At 66.7% G+C, this 20,900-nt stretch carries 21 protein-coding genes; 14 read left to right on the top strand and 7 right to left on the bottom strand.

Annotation, left to right across the window (positions count from 1 at the left end):
• The first annotated feature begins 35 nt into the window (after positions 1-35).
• From C7T96_RS07910 to lpxK, 3 genes are read left to right on the top strand one after another with little or no spacing between them, the layout of a single operon-like run.
• Positions 36-758: a lysophospholipid acyltransferase family protein gene (locus C7T96_RS07910; RefSeq protein ID WP_238719892.1), complete on the top strand. Its 723-nt coding sequence runs from the start codon at positions 36-38 to the stop codon at positions 756-758.
• Positions 755-2,077 carry a lipid IV(A) 3-deoxy-D-manno-octulosonic acid transferase gene (gene waaA, locus C7T96_RS07905; RefSeq protein WP_106570671.1) on the top strand — a complete coding sequence of 441 codons (1,323 nt, stop codon included), beginning with the start codon at positions 755-757 and terminating at the stop codon, positions 2,075-2,077. Before C7T96_RS07910 ends, waaA begins: the two co-directional genes overlap by 4 nt.
• A gap of 2 nt (positions 2,078-2,079) precedes the next feature.
• On the top strand, positions 2,080-3,120 hold the full coding sequence (gene lpxK / locus C7T96_RS07900; protein WP_106570670.1) for a tetraacyldisaccharide 4'-kinase: 1,041 nt from the start codon (positions 2,080-2,082) through the stop codon (positions 3,118-3,120).
• Between the two features lie 66 nt (positions 3,121-3,186).
• On the opposite strand, the gene C7T96_RS07895 is transcribed toward lpxK, so the two are convergent.
• From C7T96_RS07895 to C7T96_RS07885, 3 genes are all read right to left on the bottom strand, one after another.
• On the bottom strand, positions 3,187-3,417 hold the full coding sequence (locus tag C7T96_RS07895) for a DUF2093 domain-containing protein (RefSeq protein ID WP_106570669.1): 231 nt from the start codon (positions 3,415-3,417) through the stop codon (positions 3,187-3,189).
• Between the two features lie 103 nt (positions 3,418-3,520).
• Positions 3,521-5,359 (bottom strand): DNA mismatch repair endonuclease MutL, encoded by a 1,839-nt coding sequence (gene mutL, locus C7T96_RS07890; RefSeq protein WP_106570668.1) that lies wholly within the window; start codon positions 5,357-5,359, stop codon positions 3,521-3,523.
• 73 nt (positions 5,360-5,432) lie between these two features.
• A complete protein-coding gene (locus tag C7T96_RS07885) occupies positions 5,433-6,335 on the bottom strand; it encodes a LysR substrate-binding domain-containing protein (RefSeq protein ID WP_106570667.1) in 903 nt (300 codons plus the stop codon).
• A gap of 102 nt (positions 6,336-6,437) precedes the next feature.
• On the opposite strand from C7T96_RS07885, the gene C7T96_RS07880 reads away from it, so the two are divergent.
• The 3 genes from C7T96_RS07880 to C7T96_RS07870 all read left to right on the top strand — a co-directional run bounded on the left by C7T96_RS07880 (position 6,438) and on the right by C7T96_RS07870 (position 11,334).
• Positions 6,438-8,000: a trimethylamine methyltransferase family protein gene (locus C7T96_RS07880; protein ID WP_106570666.1), complete on the top strand. Its 1,563-nt coding sequence runs from the start codon at positions 6,438-6,440 to the stop codon at positions 7,998-8,000.
• A 91-nt stretch (positions 8,001-8,091) separates the two neighbouring features.
• Positions 8,092-9,276: a mandelate racemase/muconate lactonizing enzyme family protein gene (locus tag C7T96_RS07875; RefSeq protein WP_106570665.1), complete on the top strand. Its 1,185-nt coding sequence runs from the start codon at positions 8,092-8,094 to the stop codon at positions 9,274-9,276.
• 15 nt (positions 9,277-9,291) lie between these two features.
• Complete coding sequence (locus tag C7T96_RS07870; RefSeq protein WP_106570664.1) at positions 9,292-11,334, top strand: NADH:flavin oxidoreductase; 2,043 nt, start codon at positions 9,292-9,294, stop codon at positions 11,332-11,334.
• Between the two features lie 6 nt (positions 11,335-11,340).
• Here the strand turns inward: C7T96_RS07870 and C7T96_RS07865 are convergent, their stop codons facing one another.
• Positions 11,341-12,237 carry a LysR substrate-binding domain-containing protein gene (locus C7T96_RS07865; RefSeq protein WP_106570663.1) on the bottom strand — a complete coding sequence of 299 codons (897 nt, stop codon included), beginning with the start codon at positions 12,235-12,237 and terminating at the stop codon, positions 11,341-11,343.
• Positions 12,238-12,429: 192 nt separating this feature from the next.
• Between C7T96_RS07865 and C7T96_RS07860 the strand changes: the two genes are divergently transcribed.
• Complete coding sequence (locus C7T96_RS07860; protein ID WP_106570662.1) at positions 12,430-13,623, top strand: acyl-CoA dehydrogenase; 1,194 nt, start codon at positions 12,430-12,432, stop codon at positions 13,621-13,623.
• A gap of 85 nt (positions 13,624-13,708) precedes the next feature.
• Here the strand turns inward: C7T96_RS07860 and C7T96_RS07855 are convergent, their stop codons facing one another.
• Both C7T96_RS07855 and C7T96_RS07850 read right to left on the bottom strand, forming a co-directional pair.
• On the bottom strand, positions 13,709-14,116 hold the full coding sequence (locus tag C7T96_RS07855) for a hypothetical protein (RefSeq protein WP_106570661.1): 408 nt from the start codon (positions 14,114-14,116) through the stop codon (positions 13,709-13,711).
• A gap of 156 nt (positions 14,117-14,272) precedes the next feature.
• Positions 14,273-15,445, bottom strand: coding sequence for a GGDEF domain-containing protein (locus C7T96_RS07850; protein ID WP_106570660.1), 1,173 nt, complete (start codon positions 15,443-15,445; stop codon positions 14,273-14,275).
• Positions 15,446-15,617: 172 nt separating this feature from the next.
• On the opposite strand from C7T96_RS07850, the gene C7T96_RS07845 reads away from it, so the two are divergent.
• From C7T96_RS07845 to tdh, 5 genes are all read left to right on the top strand, one after another.
• Positions 15,618-16,808, top strand: coding sequence for a glycine C-acetyltransferase (locus C7T96_RS07845; protein WP_106570659.1), 1,191 nt, complete (start codon positions 15,618-15,620; stop codon positions 16,806-16,808).
• Between the two features lie 50 nt (positions 16,809-16,858).
• On the top strand, positions 16,859-17,122 hold the full coding sequence (locus C7T96_RS07840; RefSeq protein ID WP_199190431.1) for a type II toxin-antitoxin system ParD family antitoxin: 264 nt from the start codon (positions 16,859-16,861) through the stop codon (positions 17,120-17,122).
• Positions 17,119-17,436 carry a type II toxin-antitoxin system RelE/ParE family toxin gene (locus tag C7T96_RS07835; RefSeq protein WP_106570658.1) on the top strand — a complete coding sequence of 106 codons (318 nt, stop codon included), beginning with the start codon at positions 17,119-17,121 and terminating at the stop codon, positions 17,434-17,436. The genes C7T96_RS07840 and C7T96_RS07835 overlap by 4 nt, the downstream gene beginning before the upstream one ends.
• Before the next feature lie 8 nt (positions 17,437-17,444).
• Positions 17,445-17,705: a VOC family protein gene (locus tag C7T96_RS07830; RefSeq protein ID WP_158264324.1), complete on the top strand. Its 261-nt coding sequence runs from the start codon at positions 17,445-17,447 to the stop codon at positions 17,703-17,705.
• An 82-nt stretch (positions 17,706-17,787) separates the two neighbouring features.
• A complete protein-coding gene (tdh, locus tag C7T96_RS07825; protein WP_106570656.1) occupies positions 17,788-18,822 on the top strand; it encodes an L-threonine 3-dehydrogenase in 1,035 nt (344 codons plus the stop codon).
• 36 nt (positions 18,823-18,858) lie between these two features.
• Here tdh and C7T96_RS07820 read toward each other — a convergent pair whose 3' ends face one another.
• A complete protein-coding gene (locus tag C7T96_RS07820) occupies positions 18,859-19,320 on the bottom strand; it encodes a MarR family transcriptional regulator (protein ID WP_238719893.1) in 462 nt (153 codons plus the stop codon).
• 123 nt (positions 19,321-19,443) lie between these two features.
• Here C7T96_RS07820 and C7T96_RS07815 point away from each other — a divergent pair, with 123 nt between their 5' ends.
• Both C7T96_RS07815 and C7T96_RS07810 read left to right on the top strand, forming a co-directional pair.
• Positions 19,444-20,457 (top strand): fumarylacetoacetate hydrolase family protein, encoded by a 1,014-nt coding sequence (locus tag C7T96_RS07815; RefSeq protein WP_106570654.1) that lies wholly within the window; start codon positions 19,444-19,446, stop codon positions 20,455-20,457.
• Between the two features lie 142 nt (positions 20,458-20,599).
• Positions 20,600-20,884: a hypothetical protein gene (locus C7T96_RS07810; RefSeq protein ID WP_106570653.1), complete on the top strand. Its 285-nt coding sequence runs from the start codon at positions 20,600-20,602 to the stop codon at positions 20,882-20,884.
• Positions 20,885-20,900 lie beyond the last annotated feature (16 nt).

The following is a 20,900-nucleotide window of genomic DNA, read 5'->3' as shown; positions in this document are numbered from 1 at the left end:
ATGCGCCGGCCCCGCGCGCGAGAAAGCGACCGGCCATGACCAAGAGGCTTTGGCGCAAGGTGCGGGCTCCGCTCGCCGAATCCACCTTCGTGCTCGACGGCATCGCGGTGGCAATCGGCGCGGCGTTGCGCTTCATCTACGCCACCAACAGGGCCGTCAAGGGGTCGCACGACGCCACCGCCGCCTTCGACGCCCATGCGCCCGGCATCGCCGCCTTCTGGCACGGCCAGCACATCCTGGCCCCTTGCGTGAAGCCGAAAGGCGCGGAGATGGCGGCATTGTTTTCGCGCAGTCGCGACGCCGAGCTCAATGCGCGGGTCGCCGAACGGTTCGGGTTCGAGATCGTGCGCGGTTCGGGCGGACGCGACCGCGCGCGCACGCTCGAAAAGGGCGGTATTCGCGCACTCCTGAGCCTGAAAAAAGCCCTCGACGGCGGCAAGGCGGTCGCCATGATCGCCGATATTCCGCACGGAACCCCGCGCGAGGCGGGTCTGGGGATAGCCATGCTGGGGCGGATTTCCGGCCGCCCGATCGTGCCGGTCGCGTTTGCCACCAGCCGGCGCAAGGTGATCGAAAGCAGCTGGGACAAGACGACCATCAATCTGCCGTTCGGGCGCAAGGCGGTGGTTTTCGGCGATCCGATCCATGTGCCGGCGGATGCCGACGACGCCGAGCTCGAGCGCAAGCGCCGCGAAATCACCGCCGGGCTGAACGCGGCCACCGCCGAGGCCTATCGCCTGGTTAGCGCGCGGCAATGAGCGAACGCTGGGCGCGCACCTTGCTGTCGGCCTACCGGCTGGCCGGAGCGGCGGCCTATCCGCTGATCGGCGGCTACGTGGCGTGGCGCTCGACCCGGGGCAAGGAAGAGGCCGGCCGCCGGCGCGAGCGGTACGGCTTCACCACCGTGGCGCGCCCGCGCGGGCCGATCGTGTGGATGCATGCGGCCAGCGTCGGTGAAACCAACGCCGTGGTGCCGCTGATCGAGCGCATCGTGGGGTACGGTATCGGCGTCGTCATGACCACCGGGACGGTCACCTCGGCGCGCGTCGTCAGGGAGCGACTCGGCGACCGGGTCATCCATCAATATGTGCCTCTCGACCTGAAGCCGGCGGTCAGCCGGTTCCTGTCGCACTGGTCGCCCGATCTGGCCATCATCGCCGAATCGGAGATCTGGCCGATGACCATTCTGGAACTGGGCGCGCGCCGGGTTCCGCAGGTCCTGGTCAATGGCCGTCTTTCGGACCGGTCTTTCGCGGCCTGGAAAAAGCGCAATCACCTGGCCGAGGCGCTGTTGGAAAATCTCGCCCATGTCGTGGCGCAGTCGGAAACCGACGGCGAGCGTTTCACTGCGCTCGGCGCCCGTCCGGTGACGGTGTCGGGCAATCTGAAGGTCGATACCGACCCGCCGCTGGTCGATCAGGCATGCCTGGCGCAACTGAGCGCCGATATCGGCGCGCGTCCGAGCTGGGCGGCGGTTTCCACCCATGACGGCGAGGAGGCGATCGCCGCCGACGTCCACGCGCTTTTGAAGTCGCGCCATCCTGATATCCTGACGATCATCGTGCCGCGCCACCCCGAGCGCGCCGACGCCTTGCTGGCGTTGTTCGCCGAAAAGGGACTGAAGGTCGCCCGCCGCAGCCGCGGCGAGCCGGTGACGCCCGACACCGACATTCTGTTGGGCGACACGATCGGCGAGATGGGGCTTTATCTGCGCCTGACCGAAATCGCCTTCGTCGGGCGTTCTCTGGTGGCCCAGGGCGGGCAAAACCCGCTCGAGCCGGCAATGCTCGACACGGCGGTGCTTTCGGGCAAGAACGTCCAGAATTTCCGCGACGCCTATCAGCAACTGATCGAACGCGGCGGCGCGCGGCTTGTCCACGATCGCGACATGCTGGCCGGGGCCGTCAACTTCCTGCTCAACAATGAAGCCAAGCGCCGCGAGATGATCGTTGCCGGGCGCGCGGCCGTCGAAGACATGCGCGGCGCGCTTTCCACCACCCTGCGCGCCCTCGAGCCCTATATCCAGCCGCTGATCGTCAAGGCCCGGCTCGAGGATGCGAGCGCCAGGAGGCGCTGACAGTGGCGAGCGAGGCCCCCCTTTTCTGGTGGGAGAAAGCGGATTGGCGCGCGCGCGCCCTTTTCCCGTTGTCCTGGGTCTACGGCCTCGTCGCCGGCCGGCGGATGGCGCACGCGCCGCGCGAGAAAGTGGCCGCGCCGGTGCTGTGCGTCGGCAATCTGACCGTCGGCGGCGCCGGCAAGACGCCGACCGCGATCGCGATGGCGCGGGCCGCCCGGCGCGCCGGTTACAAGCCCGGCATCCTGTCGCGCGGCCATGGCGGAACCAATATGCGCACGCATGTCGTCGACGCCAAGCGCGACGCCGCGCGCCATGTCGGCGACGAGCCGTTGCTTCTGGCCAGACACGCGCCGGTCGTCGTGACGCCGAAACGGGCCGAGGGCGCGCGGGCGCTGATCGCCAAGGGCTGCGATTTTGTGATCATGGATGACGGTTTCCAGAGCGCCCACATCCATATCGATTGCGCGCTGATCGTCATCGACGCGCGGCGCGGGCTCGGCAACGGTCACACCATTCCCGGCGGTCCGGTGCGCGCGCCGGTGGTGCGGCAGATGGCGTTCGCCGACGCCGTGCTCGCGGTCGGCGACGGTGCAGGCGCCGCCGGGGTGATCCGGCGCGCCTCGCGCGCCGGCAAGCCGGTCTATGCGGCGACGGTCAAACCGAAAAAGGCCCGTGCCCTGCGTGGCCGGCGGTTTTTGGCGTTTGCCGGCATCGGCGACCCTGAAAAATTCTTCCTGACCGTCGAGGCCGCGGGCGGCACCGTCGTCGTTCGCCGCGGCTTCGGCGATCATCACGTGTTCGCGGAGGACGAGATCGCCGATCTCGCGGCCGAGGCGGCGGCGCAGGATCTCGACCTGATCACGACCGAAAAGGACGCGGTGCGGCTTGCCACCGGCTCGGATGCCGCGCGGGCGCTGGCGCAAACCGCCACGGTTCTGGAGATCGGGCTCGCCTTCGAGCCGGCCGACGCGCCGCAGCGCATCATCGCCGCAACGCTTGAAGCCTACGAGACCCGGCGCCATGGCGTGTCGCGACACGGCTGAAGGGCGCACCACCGGCATCGGCTGCCGGCCGTCATCGACGCAGCGGCCGGGCGAGGCCGGGCACGGTCAGTCGCGGCGGCGCAAATCCGGGTCGAGGTCGATCTCGCGGTCGAGCGACACGGTGGCGCTGACATAGGCTTCCTGGCGCGCCACGCTCCAGTAACGCAACTCGTCGAGCGGGATCGGCTCGCCGGTCACTGCGCAGCGCACGAAGGATCCCGGGCTGGTGACCTGAAAGTCTCCGTCGAGATAACGCAATCGCGCTTCCTTGGCGCCTGGTCCTTCGAACCGGTTCATCGTCCGCTTTCCATGGTTGCGATGTGCGACCTAAGCGCCATATTTCGCCCGCCGGGTCAAGCCGGCGCGGGCACCGCGTGCCGCCCGCGCGGTCAAAAGCGCGTCAGCGGCGGCCGAACAGGCGCTCGATGTCGGCCAGTTTCAATTCGATATAGGTCGGCCGGCCGTGATTGCACGTGGCCGAACCGGGGGTCGCTTCCATCTGGCGCAGGAGCGCGTTCATCTCCTCGGCCTTCAGCCGGCGGCCGGAGCGTACCGAGCCGTGGCAGGCCATGGTCGCGGCGATGCGGTCGAGCCGCTCCTTCAGCGTGTCGGCGGTGTCGTTTTCGGCGATCTCGTCGGCTAGGTCGCGCACCAGGGCGGCGGCGTCGGTTTTTCCCAGCATGGCCGGCGTCTCGCGCACCGCCACCGCGCCGGGGCCGAAACGTTCCAGGCCGAGCCCGAAATGGCGCAACGTGTCGGCATGGCGCGCCAGCCGGTCGGCGTCGTCCTCGGCCATGTCGACGATCTCCGGCAGAAGCAGGAGCTGGGCGGGCAGGGGACGGGCGTGGATCGCGGTCTTCAGCGCCTCGTAGACCAGGCGTTCATGCGCGGCGTGCTGGTCGACGATGACCAGCGAATCGGCGGTCTGGGCGACGATGTAGTTTTCGTGCACCTGCGCGCGGGCGGCCCCCAGCGGCGCACGCAGCAATTCGGCCGGGACGTCGGGCGCGGCCGCCCGCGCGTCGGCGCTTGGTTCTGCGGCGGCAAAGAAGGCGGCCTGGCCCGGCTCGGCGAAGCCGTCGACGAGCGGACGGTGCGGCGAGCGCGCCGGGTCGAAACCCGGCCCGGCGAAGGGGCGCGGCCAGGAGGCGGGCGCGCCGTGGCCGGGGCCGGCCGGCCGGCCGGCGCCCGCGCCCGGGCGAAAGGCCTCGACCAGTTCGCTCGCGGCGCTGGTGGCGGGGCGGATGCCGGCCTCGGCGAGGCTCTGGCGGATGGCGCCGATGATCAGACCGCGCACCAGACCGGGGTCGCGGAAACGGACGTCGGCCTTGGCCGGATGGACATTGACGTCGACAAGGGCGGGGTCGAGGGTCAAGAACAGGGCGGCGACCGCGTGCCGGTCGCGCGGCAGAACGTCGGCATAGGCGGCGCGGATCGCCGCGGCGACCTGGCGGTCGCGCACCGGCCGGCCGTTGACATAGGCATATTGGTGCAGCGCGTTGGCGCGGCTGAAGGAGGGGATGGAAATCCGCGCCGACAGTTTCACCCCTTCGCGCTCGGCTTCCACGGCAAGCGCGTTTTCGGCGAATTCGTCGCCCAGCACGCGGGCGAGCCGGGCGAGCATGCCATTGGGGCCGGGCGCCTCGGCGGGCAGGTCGAGACGCGTGCGGTCGCCGCTGGTGAGCGTGAAGCGGACCTGCGGAAAAGCGACCGCGATGCGCTTGACCATATCGGTGACGGCGCTGGTTTCGGCGCGCTCGCCCTTCATGAATTTCAGCCGCGCCGGGGTGGCGAAGAAGAGGTCGCGCACCTCCACCATCGTGCCCGGATTGGCCGGCGCCGGTTGGGGGCCGTTGAGAACCCCGCCCTCGACACGGATTTCGCTGCCGCTGCCCGCGCCCCTGACGCGCGATCGGATGACGAGCCGGGCGACGGCGCCGATCGAGGGCAGCGCCTCGCCGCGAAAGCCGAGCGAGCGGATGTCGTGGATGTCGTCGGAGAGTTTGGAGGTGCAATGGCGCGCCACGGCAAGCGGCAATTCGTCCTCGGCGATGCCGCCGCCATCGTCGAGGACGCGGATCAGGTTGAGCCCGCCGCCGGCGGTCGTCACCTCGATACGCCCGGCGCCGGCGTCCAGCGCGTTCTCGACCAGTTCCTTGACGACGCTGGCGGGACGCTCGATGACCTCGCCGGCGGCGATCTGGTTGATCATCGTGTCGGTCAGCTGGCGAATGGGCATGGCGCGCTTATAGCCGGATTCGCCGGCAAGGACAGCGGGGGCGGCGTGCCGATCTTGCCGCTGCCGACCGGGGTCAGGCCTGGCTCAAAAGCCAGTCGCGGACGGTGCGGGCGTTTTCGGTGAGCTCGCGGTCGCGCGGCCAGACGACGAAAAACCGCTTGCCGGTCGTCATGGCGTGGTCGGTGACGCGGACCAAAAGCCCGCTGCCAAGCAACCGGCCGGCCAGGTGCTGCCATCCCAGCGCGATGCCCTGGCCCTCCATCACGGCCTGAATGACCAGCGCGTAGTCGTTGATCAAAAGGCTGCGGCTCGCTACCTGGCCCGTGAGGCCGGCCGATCGGAACCAGTCGGCCCAGCTCGCCGCCTCGCGATAGGGCTCCTCCAGGTGGATCAGGCGATGCGCGTGCAGCGCGGCCACCGTCTCCGGCACGCCGAAACGGGCGGCGTAGGCCGGGCTTGCGACGGGAAAGATCACCTCTTTTGCCAGCGGCAGCGCTTCGTAGCGCGGCCATTGCTTCGGGTCGCCGCCGCGAATGCCGAGCGGAATATTCTCGGCGACGATGTCGAGGTCGCGCTCGGCTGTCTGGATGCGCAGATCGATACCGGGCACCTGCTCGCGAAAAAGCTGCAACCGCGGCATCATCCAGAACGAGGCGAAGGCGGTCGACGCCGACAGCGTGACGTGGCCGCCGCTGGCGGCCAGGCGCAGGTCCTCGGCCGATTTGCGGATATGGGAAAGCCCCAGCGACACGTCGGCGAAGAAATGGCTGCCCGCCTCGGTGAGACGAACCTGCCGGTGGCGGCGCTCGAACAGCGGCAGGCCGAGCCGCTCTTCCAGGCCGCGAACGGCGTAGGAGACGGCGGCCTGGCTCATACCGAGCTCGCGCCCGGCGGCGGTGAAGCTTTGCAGCCGTCCCGCGGCCTCGAAGACGATCAGGCTGCCGGCCGACGGCAGCAGGTGACGCAGGCTTTGCATAATCGGAGCTTATAGAAAGACTGAAGATTTTCCAGCATCACAAAAGATCGCGACACGGTTAGCCTCGATCCTGCTTTTGCTTGCTTGTGTTCGGGAGGTCCCATGGAAGCGGCGGCAACTCAGGCCACGACGGACGGGACGCGCCGCGAAAGGGGCGGACGCAGCGCGCGTCGCGAACAGCGCGCGCATGCCGGGCAGGGGCCCGGGCGGCCCTATATCACCCGCAACATTCCCACCTACGACATCCTGTCGGACGAAAACCTCGCGCGCATCGAGGCCACGGCCGACCGGATCCTGGCCGAGATCGGCATCGAGTTCCGCGACGATCCGGCCGCGCTCGACCATTGGCGGCGCGCGGGAGCGCGTGTCGACGGCGTGCGGGTGACCTTCGAGCCCGGCTTGTTGCGCGAATTGCTGAAAACCGCGCCGTCGAGCTTTACCCAGCATGCCAGAAACCCGGACAAGACCGTGCGGATCGGCGGCGACGCGGTGGTGTTCGCGCCGTCTTACGGCTCGCCCTTCGTGATGGATCTCGATCAGGGACGACGTTACGGCACCATCGAGGATTTCCGCAATTTCATCAAACTCGGCCAGGCCTCGCCGTGGCTGCACCATTCCGGCGGCACGATCTGCGAGCCGGTCGACCTGCCGGTCAACAAGCGCCATCTGGACATGGTCTACAGCCATATCCGCTATTCCGACCGTCCCTTCATGGGCTCGGTCACGGCGGAGGAGCGGGCCGAGGATTCGATCGCGATGTGCCGCCTGCTGTTCGGCGCGCCGTTCGTCGAGGACAATTGCGTCATCCTCGGCAATCTAAACGTCAATTCGCCGCTGGTCTGGGACGGCACGATGACCAGGGTGCTGCGCGCCTATGCGCGCGCCAACCAGGGCACGGTGATCGTGCCGTTCATCCTCGGCGGCGCGATGGGACCGGTCACCAATGCCGGCGCCATCGCCCAGTCTCTGGCCGAGACGATGGCCGGTTGCGCGCTCGCCCAGCTCGAACGGCCGGGCGCGCCGGTGATCTTCGGCAATTTCCTGTCGTCGATGTCGCTGCGCTCGGGCTCGCCGACCTTCGGCACGCCGGAGCCGGCGATCGGCTCGATGGTGGTCGGCCAGCTCGCCCGCCGGCTCGGCCTGCCGCTCAGATGCTCGGGCAATTTCACCACCTCGAAGCTGCCCGACGCGCAGGCGATGACGGAATCGACCATGTCGATGCTGGCCGCGATCCATTGCGGGGCGAATTTCATCCTGCATTCGGCCGGCTTCCTCGACGGGCTGTTGTCGATGTCGTATGAAAAATTCGTCATGGACACCGATCTGTGCGGCGCGCTGCACCGCTATCTCGACGGTGTCGTGATCGACGACAACCAGCTTGCCCTCGACGCGTTTCGCGAGGTCGGGCCCGGCAGCCATTTCTTCGGCTGCCAGCACACCATGGCCAACTACCAGACGGCGTTCTGGGACAGCGAGACGGCCGACAACGATCCGTTCGAGAAATGGGAGGCGGCCGGCGCCGACGATACCGCGACGCGGGCCAACCGTCTGTGGAAGACGCGGCTGGCCGAGTTCGAGGCGCCGCCCCTCGATGCGGGTGTGGACGAGGCGCTCAGGGATTTTATCGCGCGCAAGGACGCGGCGATGGAGGACGCGTGGTATTGAGGATGCAGCCTGCCGCCCGGATAATCGGGGCAAGACCGCGCGCTTCGTCGAGGGGCGATGCTGCGATGAAAACGATCGAACGGTCGGGCCAATGAAGATCACCAAGATCCGCGTCACCCATGTCAACGTGCCGTTCGATGCGCCGTTCTGGTGGACGGCCGGGCTTTATGGCGGGGCGTCGAAATCGATCGTCGAGGTGGAAACCGACCAGGGGCTGGTCGGGCTCGGCGAGGCGCCGTGGTGGCATTTCGGCGAGGTGATCAAGGCCGAGATCGCGCCGGCCCTGTTCGGCGCCGACCCGCTCGACCTCGCCGATTGCGAGGCGCGCTGCGTGCCGCCCTGGCAGATCACCGCCAATACCGGCGAAAACGCCGCTTCGGTCGCCTTCGGCGCGGTCGAACTCGCGCTGTGGGACATTCGCGGCAAGGCGTTCGGCCTGCCGCTCTACAAGCTCCTCGGCGGTGCGGTCAGGAAGGACATCCCGTTTTCGGAATATTTCGCCTTCCGCCCGTCGCAGAACGGCGCCGGCGGCGAAATGAGCCCGGAGGCGATCGTCGACTATTGCCTGAGGATGCGGGCCGAGCACGGTGCCTCGATCTTCGAGGGCAAGCTGATCCTCGGCGATCCGCAGCTCGAAATCCGCACCGTGCGCATGCTGCGCGAGGCGCTCGGCGAGGAGGTCCAGCTCAAACTCGATTCCAACATGCAGTGGTCGCTGACGACCGCGCGCTGGGTGCTGCGCGAGATCGAGCCTTTCAATATCCGCAATTACGAGGATCCGGTCGCGACGTTCGAGGACATGGCGGCGCTGCGCCAGCATTCGGCCATCCCTTTTTCCACCCATGTGCCCGACCTTCGCCGCGCCGTGGCGCTCGGTGCGCCCGACACGTTCGTGTGCAATTTCGCCGCCCTGGGCGGGCTGTCGAAAACGCTGAAATTCATCGCCGCCTGCGAGGCAATGGGCAAGGGGTTCTGGTGCTACTCCAACGATCTCGGCATCATGACGGCGGCCTATCTGCACGTGGTGGCGGCCACGCCGTGGATCACCGAAGCCTCGCAATCGCTGTTTCGCTGGCAGGTCGGCGACGTCATTCGTGACGGGCCGTTCCGGCAAAAGAACGATACGGTCCGGGTTCCCGAAGGGCCGGGGCTCGGCGTGGAGCTCGACCCGGCGGCGATGAAACGCTGGGCGGCGCATTTTTCCGAAAACGGTCCGATGAGTCATTTCGACGACCCGGCGCGGCCTGGCCGCTATCGCCGCCTGCCGCTACACTGACCTCCCGGTGATGCCATGACCAACGATCCGCTGCTCCAGCCCTATCGGCTCAAGCATCTGACGCTGAAGAACCGCGTCATGTCGACCGCGCACGAACCGGCCTATTCCGAGGATGGCCTGCCGAAGGCGCGCTACCGGCTCTACCATGCCGAAAAGGCCAAGGGCGGCATGGCGCTGACCATGACGGCCGGATCGGCGCTGGTGTCGCGCGACAGCCCGGCCGCCTTCGGCAATCTGCACGCCTTCCGCGACGAGATCGTGCCGTGGCTGGCCGAACTGACCGACGCCTGCCACGAACACGACTGCAAGGTGATGATCCAGCTCACCCATCTCGGCCGGCGCACGGGCTGGAACACGGGCGACTGGCTGCCGGTCCTGTCGGCCTCGCCGGTGCGCGAGCCGGCCCATCGCGCCTTTCCCAAACAGGCCGAGGACTGGGACATCGAGCGCATCGTCGCCGACTACGCGGCCGCGGCGCAAAGGATGCAGGCGGCCGGCCTCGACGGCATCGAGTTCGAGGCCTACGGCCATTTGATGGATTCGTTCTGGTCGCCGGCGACGAACCGGCGCGAAGACGCGTTCGGCGGGACGCTCGACAACCGGCTGCGCTTCGCCTTTCAGGTGATCGAGGCCGTGCGCGCGGCCGTCGGCCCGGACTTCGTCGTCGGCGTGCGCCTGGTCGCCGACGAGGACTGGCAAAAGGGGCTGTCGCGCGAGGAGGGGATGGAAATCGCGCGCCGGCTCGCCGGCTGCGGCAAGGTCGATTTCCTCAACATCATCCGCGGCCATATCGAGACCGACGCCGCGCTGACCGGGGTGATCCCGATCAGCGGCATGGCGTCGGCGCCGCATCTCGACTTCGCCGGCGCTGTCCGGGCGGAGACGAAATTTCCGGTCTTTCATGCCGCCCGCATTGCCGACGTCGCCACCGCGCGCCACGCGATCGCGGCCGGCAAGCTCGACATGGTCGGCATGACCCGGCCGCACATCGCCGATCCGCATATCGTCAAAAAAGTGCTGGCCGGCGAAGAGGACCGCATCCGCCCCTGCGTCGGCGCCACCTATTGCCTCGACCGCATCTACGAGGGCGGGGAGGCGTTGTGCATCCACAATGCCGCGACCGGGCGCGAGGCGACGATCCCGCACGTGATTACGCGCAGCGACGGGCCGTTGAAACGGGTCGTGGTGGTCGGCGCCGGACCGGCGGGCCTGGAGGCGGCGCGGGTGGCGGCCGAACGCGGCCACACGGTGACGGTGCTTGAAGCCGCGCCTTTGGCCGGCGGCCAGGTGCGGCTTGCCGCGCAGAACCCGCGCCGCAAGGAACTGATCGGCATCGTCGACTGGCGGCTTGCCGAACTCGAGCGGCTTGGCGTCGACATCCGTTACGATTGCTGGGCCGAGGCAGACGACGTCACCGCGCTTTCCCCGCAGATGGTGCTGATCGCGACCGGCGGCCTGCCGCAGCCGCCGCCGCTGGAGGCGGGCGAGGAACTGGTGACGACGAGCTGGGACATTCTTTCCGGTGCGGCCAAGCCGGCCGGTTCGGTGCTCGTCTATGACGACAATGGCGGCCACCAGGGCATGGGTGCCGCCGAAATCGCCGCGTCGTCGGGGGCGGCGGTCGAACTGGTCTCGCCCGAACGGTTTTTCGCGCCGGAAATGGGCGGCATGAACCACGTGCCCTATATGCGCGCCTTCCACCGGCATGGCGTGCGCGTGACGATCAACACCAGGCTTCTGGCCGTGCGCCGCGAGGGCAACCAGCTTGCCGCCGTGCTCGGCTCGGACTTCGCGCCCGAGTGGCGCGAGGAGCGGCTGGTCGACCAGGTGGTGGCCGAGCACGGCACCGCGCCGCTCGACGAGCTTTACCTGGCGCTCAAGCCGTTGTCGCGCAATCGCGGCGCGGTCGACTACGAACGGCTTGTCAGCGGCGGGGCGGTGTTTCCGTCGCAAGACGCGGCCGCGCCGTTCGACCTGGCGCGGATCGGCGATGCGGTCGCCGCGCGCAACGTGCACGCCGCGATCTATGACGGCATTCGCTACGCGCTGCGGATCTAGGCCGGCTCAGCCCGTCTCGCGCGTCTCGGTCTCGATCCAGGACAGGAACTCGCGCAGGCCCGGCTGCTCCTCGCCGCCGGGCCGGTAGGCGAGGCGGTAGGGATGCTGGCCGGCGATCGCGTTGTGCGAGGCGAGCGCCAGGCGGTCGTTTTCGAGTTCGGCTTCGACCAGCAGGCGCGGCACCAGCGCCACGCCGAGCCCCGCGGCGGCGGCCTCGATCAACATCGAGAACTGCTCGAAGCGGTGGCCGCGCAGGGTGGTGCGCGGGTCGATGCCGGCGGCCTGGAACCATTCCAGCCACAAGGTCGGCCGCGTCGATTGCTGCAATAGCGGCAGCGCGGCGAGTTCGGCGTCGTCGAGAAATTGGCGGCCGGCGAGCAGGGCGGGCGCGGCGACCACGATCAGCTCCTCGTCGAACAGCGGCACGATGCCGGTGGTCGCCTGGTCGACCGGCCCGCGCTGGATGGCCGCGTCGAAGGGCTCGGCCTCCAGATCGACCGGGTCGAGCCGGACGGCGATGTCGACGGTGACGTGCGGGGCGAGCTTGTGGAAGCGGCCGAGGCGCGGGATCAGCCAGCGGTCGGCGAAGGTCGGCAGCACGGCCAGGCTCAGCACGTCGGCCTGGCCGCCGAAGGCCATCACGCGCACCGCCGCCTCGTGCAGGTCGTCGAGAATGGCGTCGGCATCGCGCAGGAAGCGCCGGCCGGCATCCGACAGCACCAGGCGCTGGCGCACGCGGTGGAACAGATGGACGCCGAGCCGGTCTTCCAACTGCCCGACCGAGCGGCTGACCGAACTTTGCGTCAATCCAAGATGATCGGCCGCGCGCATCGTGGTGCCGAAGCGAACACAGGCGCGAAACGCCTGAAGCTCCGAAACCGTCGGGATAAAGGCGCGGCGCATCGAGTTCTTATGCCTGTCATCTATCGAAAAAATGCATCATCCGGTCCGAAATAGTTGTTAGCGCGAAATCGCCCGAGCGTCTACAATGCTCGACGATGCCGCTGGAAAAGGCGGCTTTTTCGTTTGCAGGGTTTTCGTGCCACCCATGGTCGCGGCCCTGTCCAGCAGAACAGACCGGGAGGTTGTTTGACTATGTCCGCTCAAAAGCCGGCGAGCTTCGTGTGGAACGATCCGTTCCTGATTGAAGACCAGTTGACCGAAGACGAGCGCATGATGCGCGATGCGGCGGCCGCGTTCGCCGCCGACAAGCTCGCGCCGCGCGTGCAGGACGCCTATATGGAAGAAAAGACCGACCCGGCGATCTTCCGCGAGATGGGCGAGGCGGGCCTGCTCGGCATCACCATCCCCGAGGATCTCGGCGGTCTCGGCGCCAACTATGTCACCTACGGGCTGGTGGCGCGCGAGATCGAGCGTATCGATTCGGGCTATCGCTCGATGATGAGCGTCCAGTCCTCGCTGGTAATGTATCCCATTCACGCCTATGGCACGCCCGAGCAGCACAAGAAATACCTGCCCAAACTGGCGTCCGGCGAGTATATTGGCTGCTTCGGCCTGACCGAGCCCGATGCGGGGTCCGATCCCGGCGGGATGAAGACGCGGGCGGAAAGGATCGACGGCGGCTACCGGATTTCCGGCTCCAAGATGTGGATCTCCAACGCGCCGATCGCTGATGTCTTCGTCGTGTGGGCCAAGTCGGCCGCGCACGACAACCAGATCCGTGGTTTCGTGCTGGAAAAAGGCATGAAGGGGCTGTCTGCACCGAAGATCGGCGGCAAGCTTTCGCTGCGGGCCTCCATTACCGGCGAAATCGTCATGGACGGCGTCGAAGTCGGCGAGGATGCGCTGTTGCCGAACGTATCCGGCCTGAAAGGGCCGTTCGGCTGCCTCAACCGGGCGCGCTACGGCATTTCCTGGGGCGCGATGGGAGCGGCCGAGGATTGCTGGTTCCGCGCCCGGCAATATGGGCTGGAGCGCAAGCAGTTCGGCAAGCCGCTCGCCGGCATGCAGCTATACCAGAAGAAGCTCGCCGACATGCAGACCGACATTTCGCTCGGGCTGCTGGGCTCGCTGCGCGTCGGCCGGCTGATGGATGAAGGCCGCATGGCGCCGGAGATGATCTCGATCGTCAAGCGCAACAATTGCGGCAAGGCGCTCGACATCGCCCGGCTCGCCCGCGACATGCATGGCGGCAACGGCATCCAGATCGAGTACCACGTCATGCGTCACGCGCAGAACCTGGAAACGGTCAACACCTATGAGGGCGCGCACGACGTGCACGCGCTGATCCTGGGCCGCGCCCAGACCGGCCTGCAGGCGTTCTTCTGACGGGACGGGCCTTCCCCGCGCTGTGGGAAGGCCCGTTCGTCGCCCCTTTCGGGCATTTTCGGAACTATCGCGAAGACCGGTCCGTCTATTTCGCCGAAATCACGGTCATGACCAGCTTGTCGTCAACCCGGACGGGACCGTCCTCCTTGGCGCCAAGCGTGTATTCGAACACGCCAGTCTTCATGCCGCCGGCCTCGCCGTGGACCATAAGCATCAGCATCTCGCCCGATTTTACCTCCTCTTGGAGGATCGCGCTGACATCCATGTTGTCGCCGGCCTTGAGCGGGGCATAGCCGATGACGGGTCCAGGTTTCATCTGCGTATCGGTGCGATGCACGACCAGCCAGCCATTGGCGTCGGCAGTGATCTTGTCGGCGGTCACGACGCCGGACGAAACGTCCTGGTCGGTGACCATGACCGCGTCATTCGACATCGCGAGCGCGGCGGAGCCCGACAGGGCAAGGGCAAAAGCGGCAGTTGGAAATTGGCGCATAACAAGTCTCCTGTGTTGAGATCGCCCCATAGCCACGGAGACTGCGCCGGATTAGTTTCATCCTTAGGGGCGTTGGGTGGCGGCATGCGTAAGTGCGGAGCACGTGCGGTGCCTGTCTGAACGTCGAGCGATCCGGAATTCGGGCGGAAAACCCGCTCAGGCCACGTCCTGGGCGCGCGGGCGGTTGTCGAAGCAGACCCGGTTGCGGCCCTCCGACTTGGCGCGATAGACGGCGGCGTCGGCCTCCTCCATCAGATCGGACAGGGATTTCGGCCGATCCGCCGCGCGCGTCGAGACACCGATGCTGACGGTAACACGGCACCTGACGCGGTGTGGGCCCGACATTGGCAGCGCCTGGACATTGGCGCGGATCGCCTCGGCGCGTGCCCGTGCCTCTTCAGCCCCGACATCGCTCAGCACGATCGCGAACTCCTCGCCGCCGAGGCGCGCGACGAGATCGTGTTCCGGGCGGACACTGCCGAGCAGCGCTTTGGCCACGCTCACCAGACAGGTATCGCCTTCGACATGTCCATAGGTGTCGTTGTACGATTTGAAGTGGTCGATATCGACGATCATCATCGCGCAACGGCCGCGCACCGCGCGGGCGAAACTCATCAGCCGGCGCCGGTTGGCCAGGCCGGTCAGCGGATCGGTGTGGCTTTCGATCTCGAGCTCGCGGTTGGCGGCCTCGAGCGCGGCGCTGCGCTCCTCCAGATGCTGGGCCAGGCGCTTGTTCTCGATCGACAGACGCAGCGCGGTCGAAAGCTGGTAGCCGAGCACCCGGCCGATGACGATGGCAAAGGCGCCGAGAAGAAAGAAGCCGATCGCGATCGGCCAGCTGTATTGCAGCGAACTGAACAACGCGCCGACGGCGTAGGACCAGAAGATCGGCAACTGGAACAGATTGTAGGCGGGCAGGTGCACGACCGACGGGATCGATACGGTGACGGCGGCCAGGCCGATCGATACGGTCACGAGCGCCTGATGCTCGTTCGCGAAACTGAGCATCCAGCCGCCGCCGACGCCCCATGCCAGGCCGGACAACAGATGCATGACGCTAACGAAGCGGGCCCAGGAGCGGGCGTTCCAGCCCGACGGAAGGCCGCGGGCGTAAAGGAGCGTGGACAGCAAATTGGTGAGAGCGACGGCCACGATGCAGGCCAGCCAGGCGATCAGGCCAAATGCAACCGATGGTGCCCAGTAGACGTAGACCGCGACCAACCCGCCGACAATGCTGAGAAACGATGCGGGCGATGAATTGAGCATCGCGTCCATGCGCATCGACAAAATGAGGTCGCGTTCCTCGTCGTCGGCCAGCTCTCCGGTCACGGTACCGTTTCTCCTTCCCGGCAGTGCCTTCACGCTAGTTGGGCAGTCCTAACATTTGCTTTCGCGACGCGGCCGTCCCTGGCGCGGCAATCCGGCGCGAATATCGCGGAGCGCGCTCGGCGACCATTGTTTGCATGCGCCGAATGCGCGACAAGAACCGAGGAGGTCCTTGATGACGACGACATTTCTCACCCATCTGCAGAGCGAGCTTTCCGAACTGCGGGGGGCCGGGCTCTACAAATCCGAACGCGTGATCACGTCCACCCAGTCGGCCGAGATCGCGGTCGCCGGCGGCGGCAAAGTGCTCAATTTCTGCGCCAACAACTATCTCGGCCTTGCCGACAGCGAAGAATTGCGCGAGGCGGCGAAGGCAGCGCTCGACCGCTACGGCTACGGCATGGCCTCGGTGCGCTTCATCTGCGGCACGCAGGAGGAGCACAAGCAGCTCGAAGCGCGCATCGCCGGCTTCCTCGGCATGGAAGACGCGATCCTTTATTCTTCCTGTTTCGACGCCAATACCGGCCTGTTCGAGACCTTGCTGTCGCAGGAGGACGCGATCATCTCCGACGCGCTCAACCATGCCTCGATCATCGACGGCGTGCGGCTGTCGAAGGCCAGGCGCTATCGCTACGCCAACAACGACATGGCCGACCTGGAGCGCTGTCTGAAAGAGGCGGCCGACGCGCGCTTCCGGCTGGTGGCGACCGACGGCGTGTTTTCCATGGACGGCATCGTCGCCAATCTCGAGGGCGTGTGCGATCTGGCCGAAAAACACGACGCCATGGTGATGGTCGACGACAGCCACGCGGTCGGGTTCGTCGGCGCCGGCGGGCGCGGTTCGCCCGAACATTGCGGCGTGGAAGGCCGTATCGACCTGATCACCGGCACGCTCGGCAAGGCGCTCGGCGGGGCGTCCGGCGGTTACACGGCCGGCCGGCGCGAGGTGGTCGACTGGCTGCGCCAGCGCTCGCGGCCCTATCTGTTTTCCAACACGCTGATGCCGGCGATCGCGGGTGCGTCGCTGAAAGTGTTCGACCTGATCGAAGGCGGCGGCGCGCTGCGCGAGCGGCTTTACGCCAACGCGGCGCGCTTCCGGGCCGGGATGAGCACGCTCGGGTTCACGCTTGCCGGTGCCGACCATCCGATCATCCCGGTGATGATCGGCGACGCCGGGCTGGCAGGCGCCATGGCCGACAGGCTGCTGGAACGCGGCATCTACGTGATCGGCTTTTCCTTCCCGGTCGTACCCAAGGGCCAGGCGCGCATCCGCACCCAGATGTCGGCGGCGCACACGCCTGACGACATCGACCGGGCCGTCGACGCGTTCGGCGCGGTCGGCAGGGAACTGGGCATCATTGCTTGATCAGCGACAATATTAAAGATATTGTCGCAAAGCGATTCGGGAGATGACCAATGTCGGAAACGATGAACCTCAATGTGCGAGTCAGCGGTTCGCTTCGCGACTTTGTGACCGAAACGATTTCTGGCGGCGACTACGAAAATGTCAGCGAATATGTCCGCGCCCTCATTCGACACGACAAGGAGCGGGCCGAGCGGGAAGCGTTCGAGGCCATGAAGCTGCGATTGCAGGATGGATTTGCCACGCCTGACAGCGAGTACGAACATCTTTCGGCGGACGATATCCGGCGAAGGGCGCTGGCGCGAGCACGACGATGAAAAAATACTTCCTCCAGCCGGCCGCGTCGGCACGGCTGGAGGAGATATTTCTTTATACGCTCGATCGCTTTGGCCCGGTTCAGGCAGACGAATATCTGGATGGCGCCTTTGCCCTGTTCGAGGACATCGCCGAACGGCGGGTCGCGTGGCAGCGCATCCCAAGCGGTTTCGACGTTGACGGTTTTTTTGCGCGATACGAAAGTCATTTCGTGTTCTGGAAATTGCGGTCCGACAATCAAGTCGCGATCGTCGCGATTCTCCATCAGCGCATGGACATGGCCCGCAGATTGCGTGAGGCTGTCGGTGACCGCTGAACGTCGTGGTGCCCGGCGGTGAGAAGCCATTTCTGGAAATTCACCAATATAAGGAAACCAGAAAGCGCCCACCACCACACGTCAATGACCCGGGCTTTGCTCACATTGCCTTCGAGGTGGAAAATATTCGAGCGATGAGAAGCGAAATCATTCGGTTGGGCGGAACGGATCAGGGGAAAATTACCGAACTTGGAACGTCCAAGTCAGCCTTCTTGGCGGTCTATATGAGGGATCCGGAGGGCAATGTGATCGAACTGGAGCAATCCTGACTGTTTCGGTTTCGACGAACGGCAGGCGGCGTCGAGGCGCGGTTTGCGAGGCGGTTTTTCGTTACGTTTGGGAATTTGAGCCATGTCCAACATGATGCGGGCGCTGGTGAAGGCGAAAGCCGAGCCGGGGATTTGGATGGAACGGGTGCCGGTGCCCGAGATCGGCCCCAACGACGTCCTGATCAAGGTCGGGAAGTCGGCGATCTGCGGCACCGACGTCCACATCTACAATTGGGACGAATGGGCGCAAAAGACCGTGCCGGTGCCGCTGGTGACGGGGCACGAATTCGTCGGCGAGGTCGTCGATGTCGGCCAGGCCGTCAGCGAGTACCGGGTCGGCCAGCGCGTGTCGGGCGAGGGGCATATCGTGTGCGGCCATTGCCGCAACTGTCGTGCCGGCCGCGGCCATCTGTGCCGCAATACGCTCGGCGTCGGCGTCAACCGGCCGGGCAGTTTCGCCGAATATCTCAGCCTGCCGCAGCACAATGTGGTCGCCATCCCCGACGACGTGCCCGACGAGATCGCCGCGATCTTCGATCCGCTCGGCAACGCCGTCCACACCGCCTTGTCGTTCGATCTGGTGGGCGAAGACGTGCTGGTCACCGGCGCCGGACCGATCGGCATCATGGGGGCGCTGGTGGCCCAGGCGGTCGGTGCGCGCAAGGTGGTCATCACCGACATCAACCCGGTGCGGCTCGCGCTGGCGCGCAAGCTCGGCGTCCATCACGTGGTCGATGCGTCGGCGGAAAAGCTCGCCGACGTGATGGAGGAGGAGCGCATGAAGGAGGGTTTCGACGTCGGGCTGGAAATGTCGGGCTCGGCGATCGCCTTTCGCGACATGATCGATGTGATGAACAATGGCGGCAAGATCGCCATTTTGGGCATCGCGCCGACCGCCTTCGAGATCGACTGGAACAAGGTCATCTTCAAGATGCTGACCCTGAAGGGCATCTACGGCCGGGAAATGTTCGAGACCTGGTACAAGATGATCGCCCTGGTGCAGGGGCCGCTCGACGTGTCGGGCCTGATCACCCACCGGATCGGCATCGACGACTACCGGACCGGCTTCGAGGCGATGCGCGACGGCAGCGCCGGCAAGGTGGTGATGGACTGGTAGGGCGTGTGCCGCGCGCCGGACGAGCTGGGGCGACGCTCAACCGAATGCGCGTTCGAGCGCGCGCAGGCCGGCCAGAAGCGCGGCGCGATCCTGCGGGCTGATGCGGGCGAGAAGTTTTTGCTCGAAATCGCGCGCGATCGGGACGAGTTCGCGATAGACGCGCGCACCGGCCTTCGTCAGCGCGAGATTGTCCACCCGCCGGTCGGCCCCGTCGGGCAGGCGGGTCAGCCAATGGCGTTTTTCCAGCGCGGTGACGGCGCGCGAGACCTTGGTCTTGTGCATGGCCGAATGGCGTCCCACGGCGGTCGCCGTCATGGTGCCGTACTGGCCGAGCGTGGCCAAGAGCCGCCATTCGGGCCGGGTCAGCCCGTGGCGTTCCTTGTAGATGCGGGCGAAGTCGCGGCTGACCGCATCGGCCAGCCGGTTGAAGCGGTAGGGCAGGAAGTTTTCCAGTTCCAGCGCGGCCGCATCCATGGTCTCATGGCGGGAAGAGGACATGGCGAGAATCGTTGATGGTTGCACTTTTGATCGTTACGGGTGCAACAAATTTCGCAACGGGTCAAACCCGGCCGGCCTTCGTGACCGGGCCGGGGCCGGCCAAAAGCATGGGAGCAGGCGGACTTGAAACTCGCGACGCTGAAAGACGGAACCCGCGACGGCAGGCTGGCGGTCGTTTCGCGCGACCTGACACGTTATGCCGACGCCTCGTTCCTGGCGCCGACATTGCAGGGCGCCCTCGACGACTGGAAGCGGATCGCGCCGCATCTGGAGGCGCTGGCCGAAAGCCTGGAGCACGGCTCCGTGCCGGCGGAGCGCTTTCACGAGCACGACGCGCATTCGCCGCTGCCGCGCGCCTTTCAGTGGGCGGACGGGTCCGCCTATGTCAACCACGTCGAACTGGTGCGCAAGGCGCGCAACGCGGAGATGCCGGCCTCGTTCTGGACGGACCCCTTGATGTATCAGGGTGGCTCCGATGCCTTTCTGGCGCCGCGCGACCCGATCCTGATGGCCGACGAGGCCTGGGGCATCGACATGGAGGGCGAGGTCGCCGTCATCGTCGACGATGTGCCGATGGGCGCCAGCCTGGATGAGGCGCGCGCGGCGATCCGGCTCGTCATGCTGGTCAACGACGTGTCGCTGCGCGGCCTGATCCCGGCCGAGCTCGGCAAGGGGTTCGGTTTTTTTCAGTCGAAACCGTCCTCCGCCTTTTCGCCGGTCGCGGTCACGCCAGACGAGCTCGGCGCGGCCTGGGACGGCGGCAAGCTCGCGCTGCCGCTGTGGGTGGACCTGAACGGCAAGCCGTTCGGGCGCGCGGATGCCGGCACCGACATGACGTTCGACTTTCCGACCCTGATTGCGCATGCAGCCAAGACGCGGCCGCTTTCGGCCGGCGCGATCATCGGGTCGGGCACCGTCTCCAACAAGCTCGACGACGGGCCGGGCAAGCCGGTCGAGGCGGGCGGCGTCGGCTATTCCTGCATCGCGGAGATCCGCATGATCGAAACCATCGAGACCGGCGCGCCGAAAACGCCCTTCATGCGCTTCGGCGACACGGTGCGCATCGAGATGAAGGACGCGTCCGGTCATTCGATTTTCGGGGCGATCGAACAGACGGTGGAGAAATACCGGCCCTGATCTCGGTCGGTGAGCGAGAGATTGTAATGGCGGCGGCTTCGGCTATCGTGCCGGCCTGCACGCGGATCGCGACCTTTTCGGCCGGTTGCGGCCGCGTCAGGCTATGTGATCGTGTATCCGTCTGCCGGGGAGTGCGTGGGGAATGAACGGCCTGTTTTTCGTGGTCAGCGGCTTGTGGGCGGTGGCGATGCTGGTGCTTTTCGTCCAGGCGATCCGCCTTAGCTATCGCATCGAGGCCCGTTCCGATGGCCTTCGCAATCGCAGCGGATTGCCGCGCTATGCCGCGATGCCGTTCACGGCGACGAATTACAAGGTGGCGCGCGATGCCGAGACCCAGGCGCTGCGGCGGCGCATGCTTGCCTATCTGGCACTGGTTGCGACTGGCTTCGTGCTGATGGCGGGATGGCTGGCGACGGGCGGGTCTTGAGCCGAAAGCTCGCCGG

Source organism: Nitratireductor sp. StC3, from assembly GCF_003015025.1.
Classification (GTDB): Bacteria; Pseudomonadota; Alphaproteobacteria; order Rhizobiales; family Rhizobiaceae; genus Mangrovimarina; species Mangrovimarina alexandrii.
This window is presented reverse-complemented; position numbering and strand designations above follow the sequence as displayed.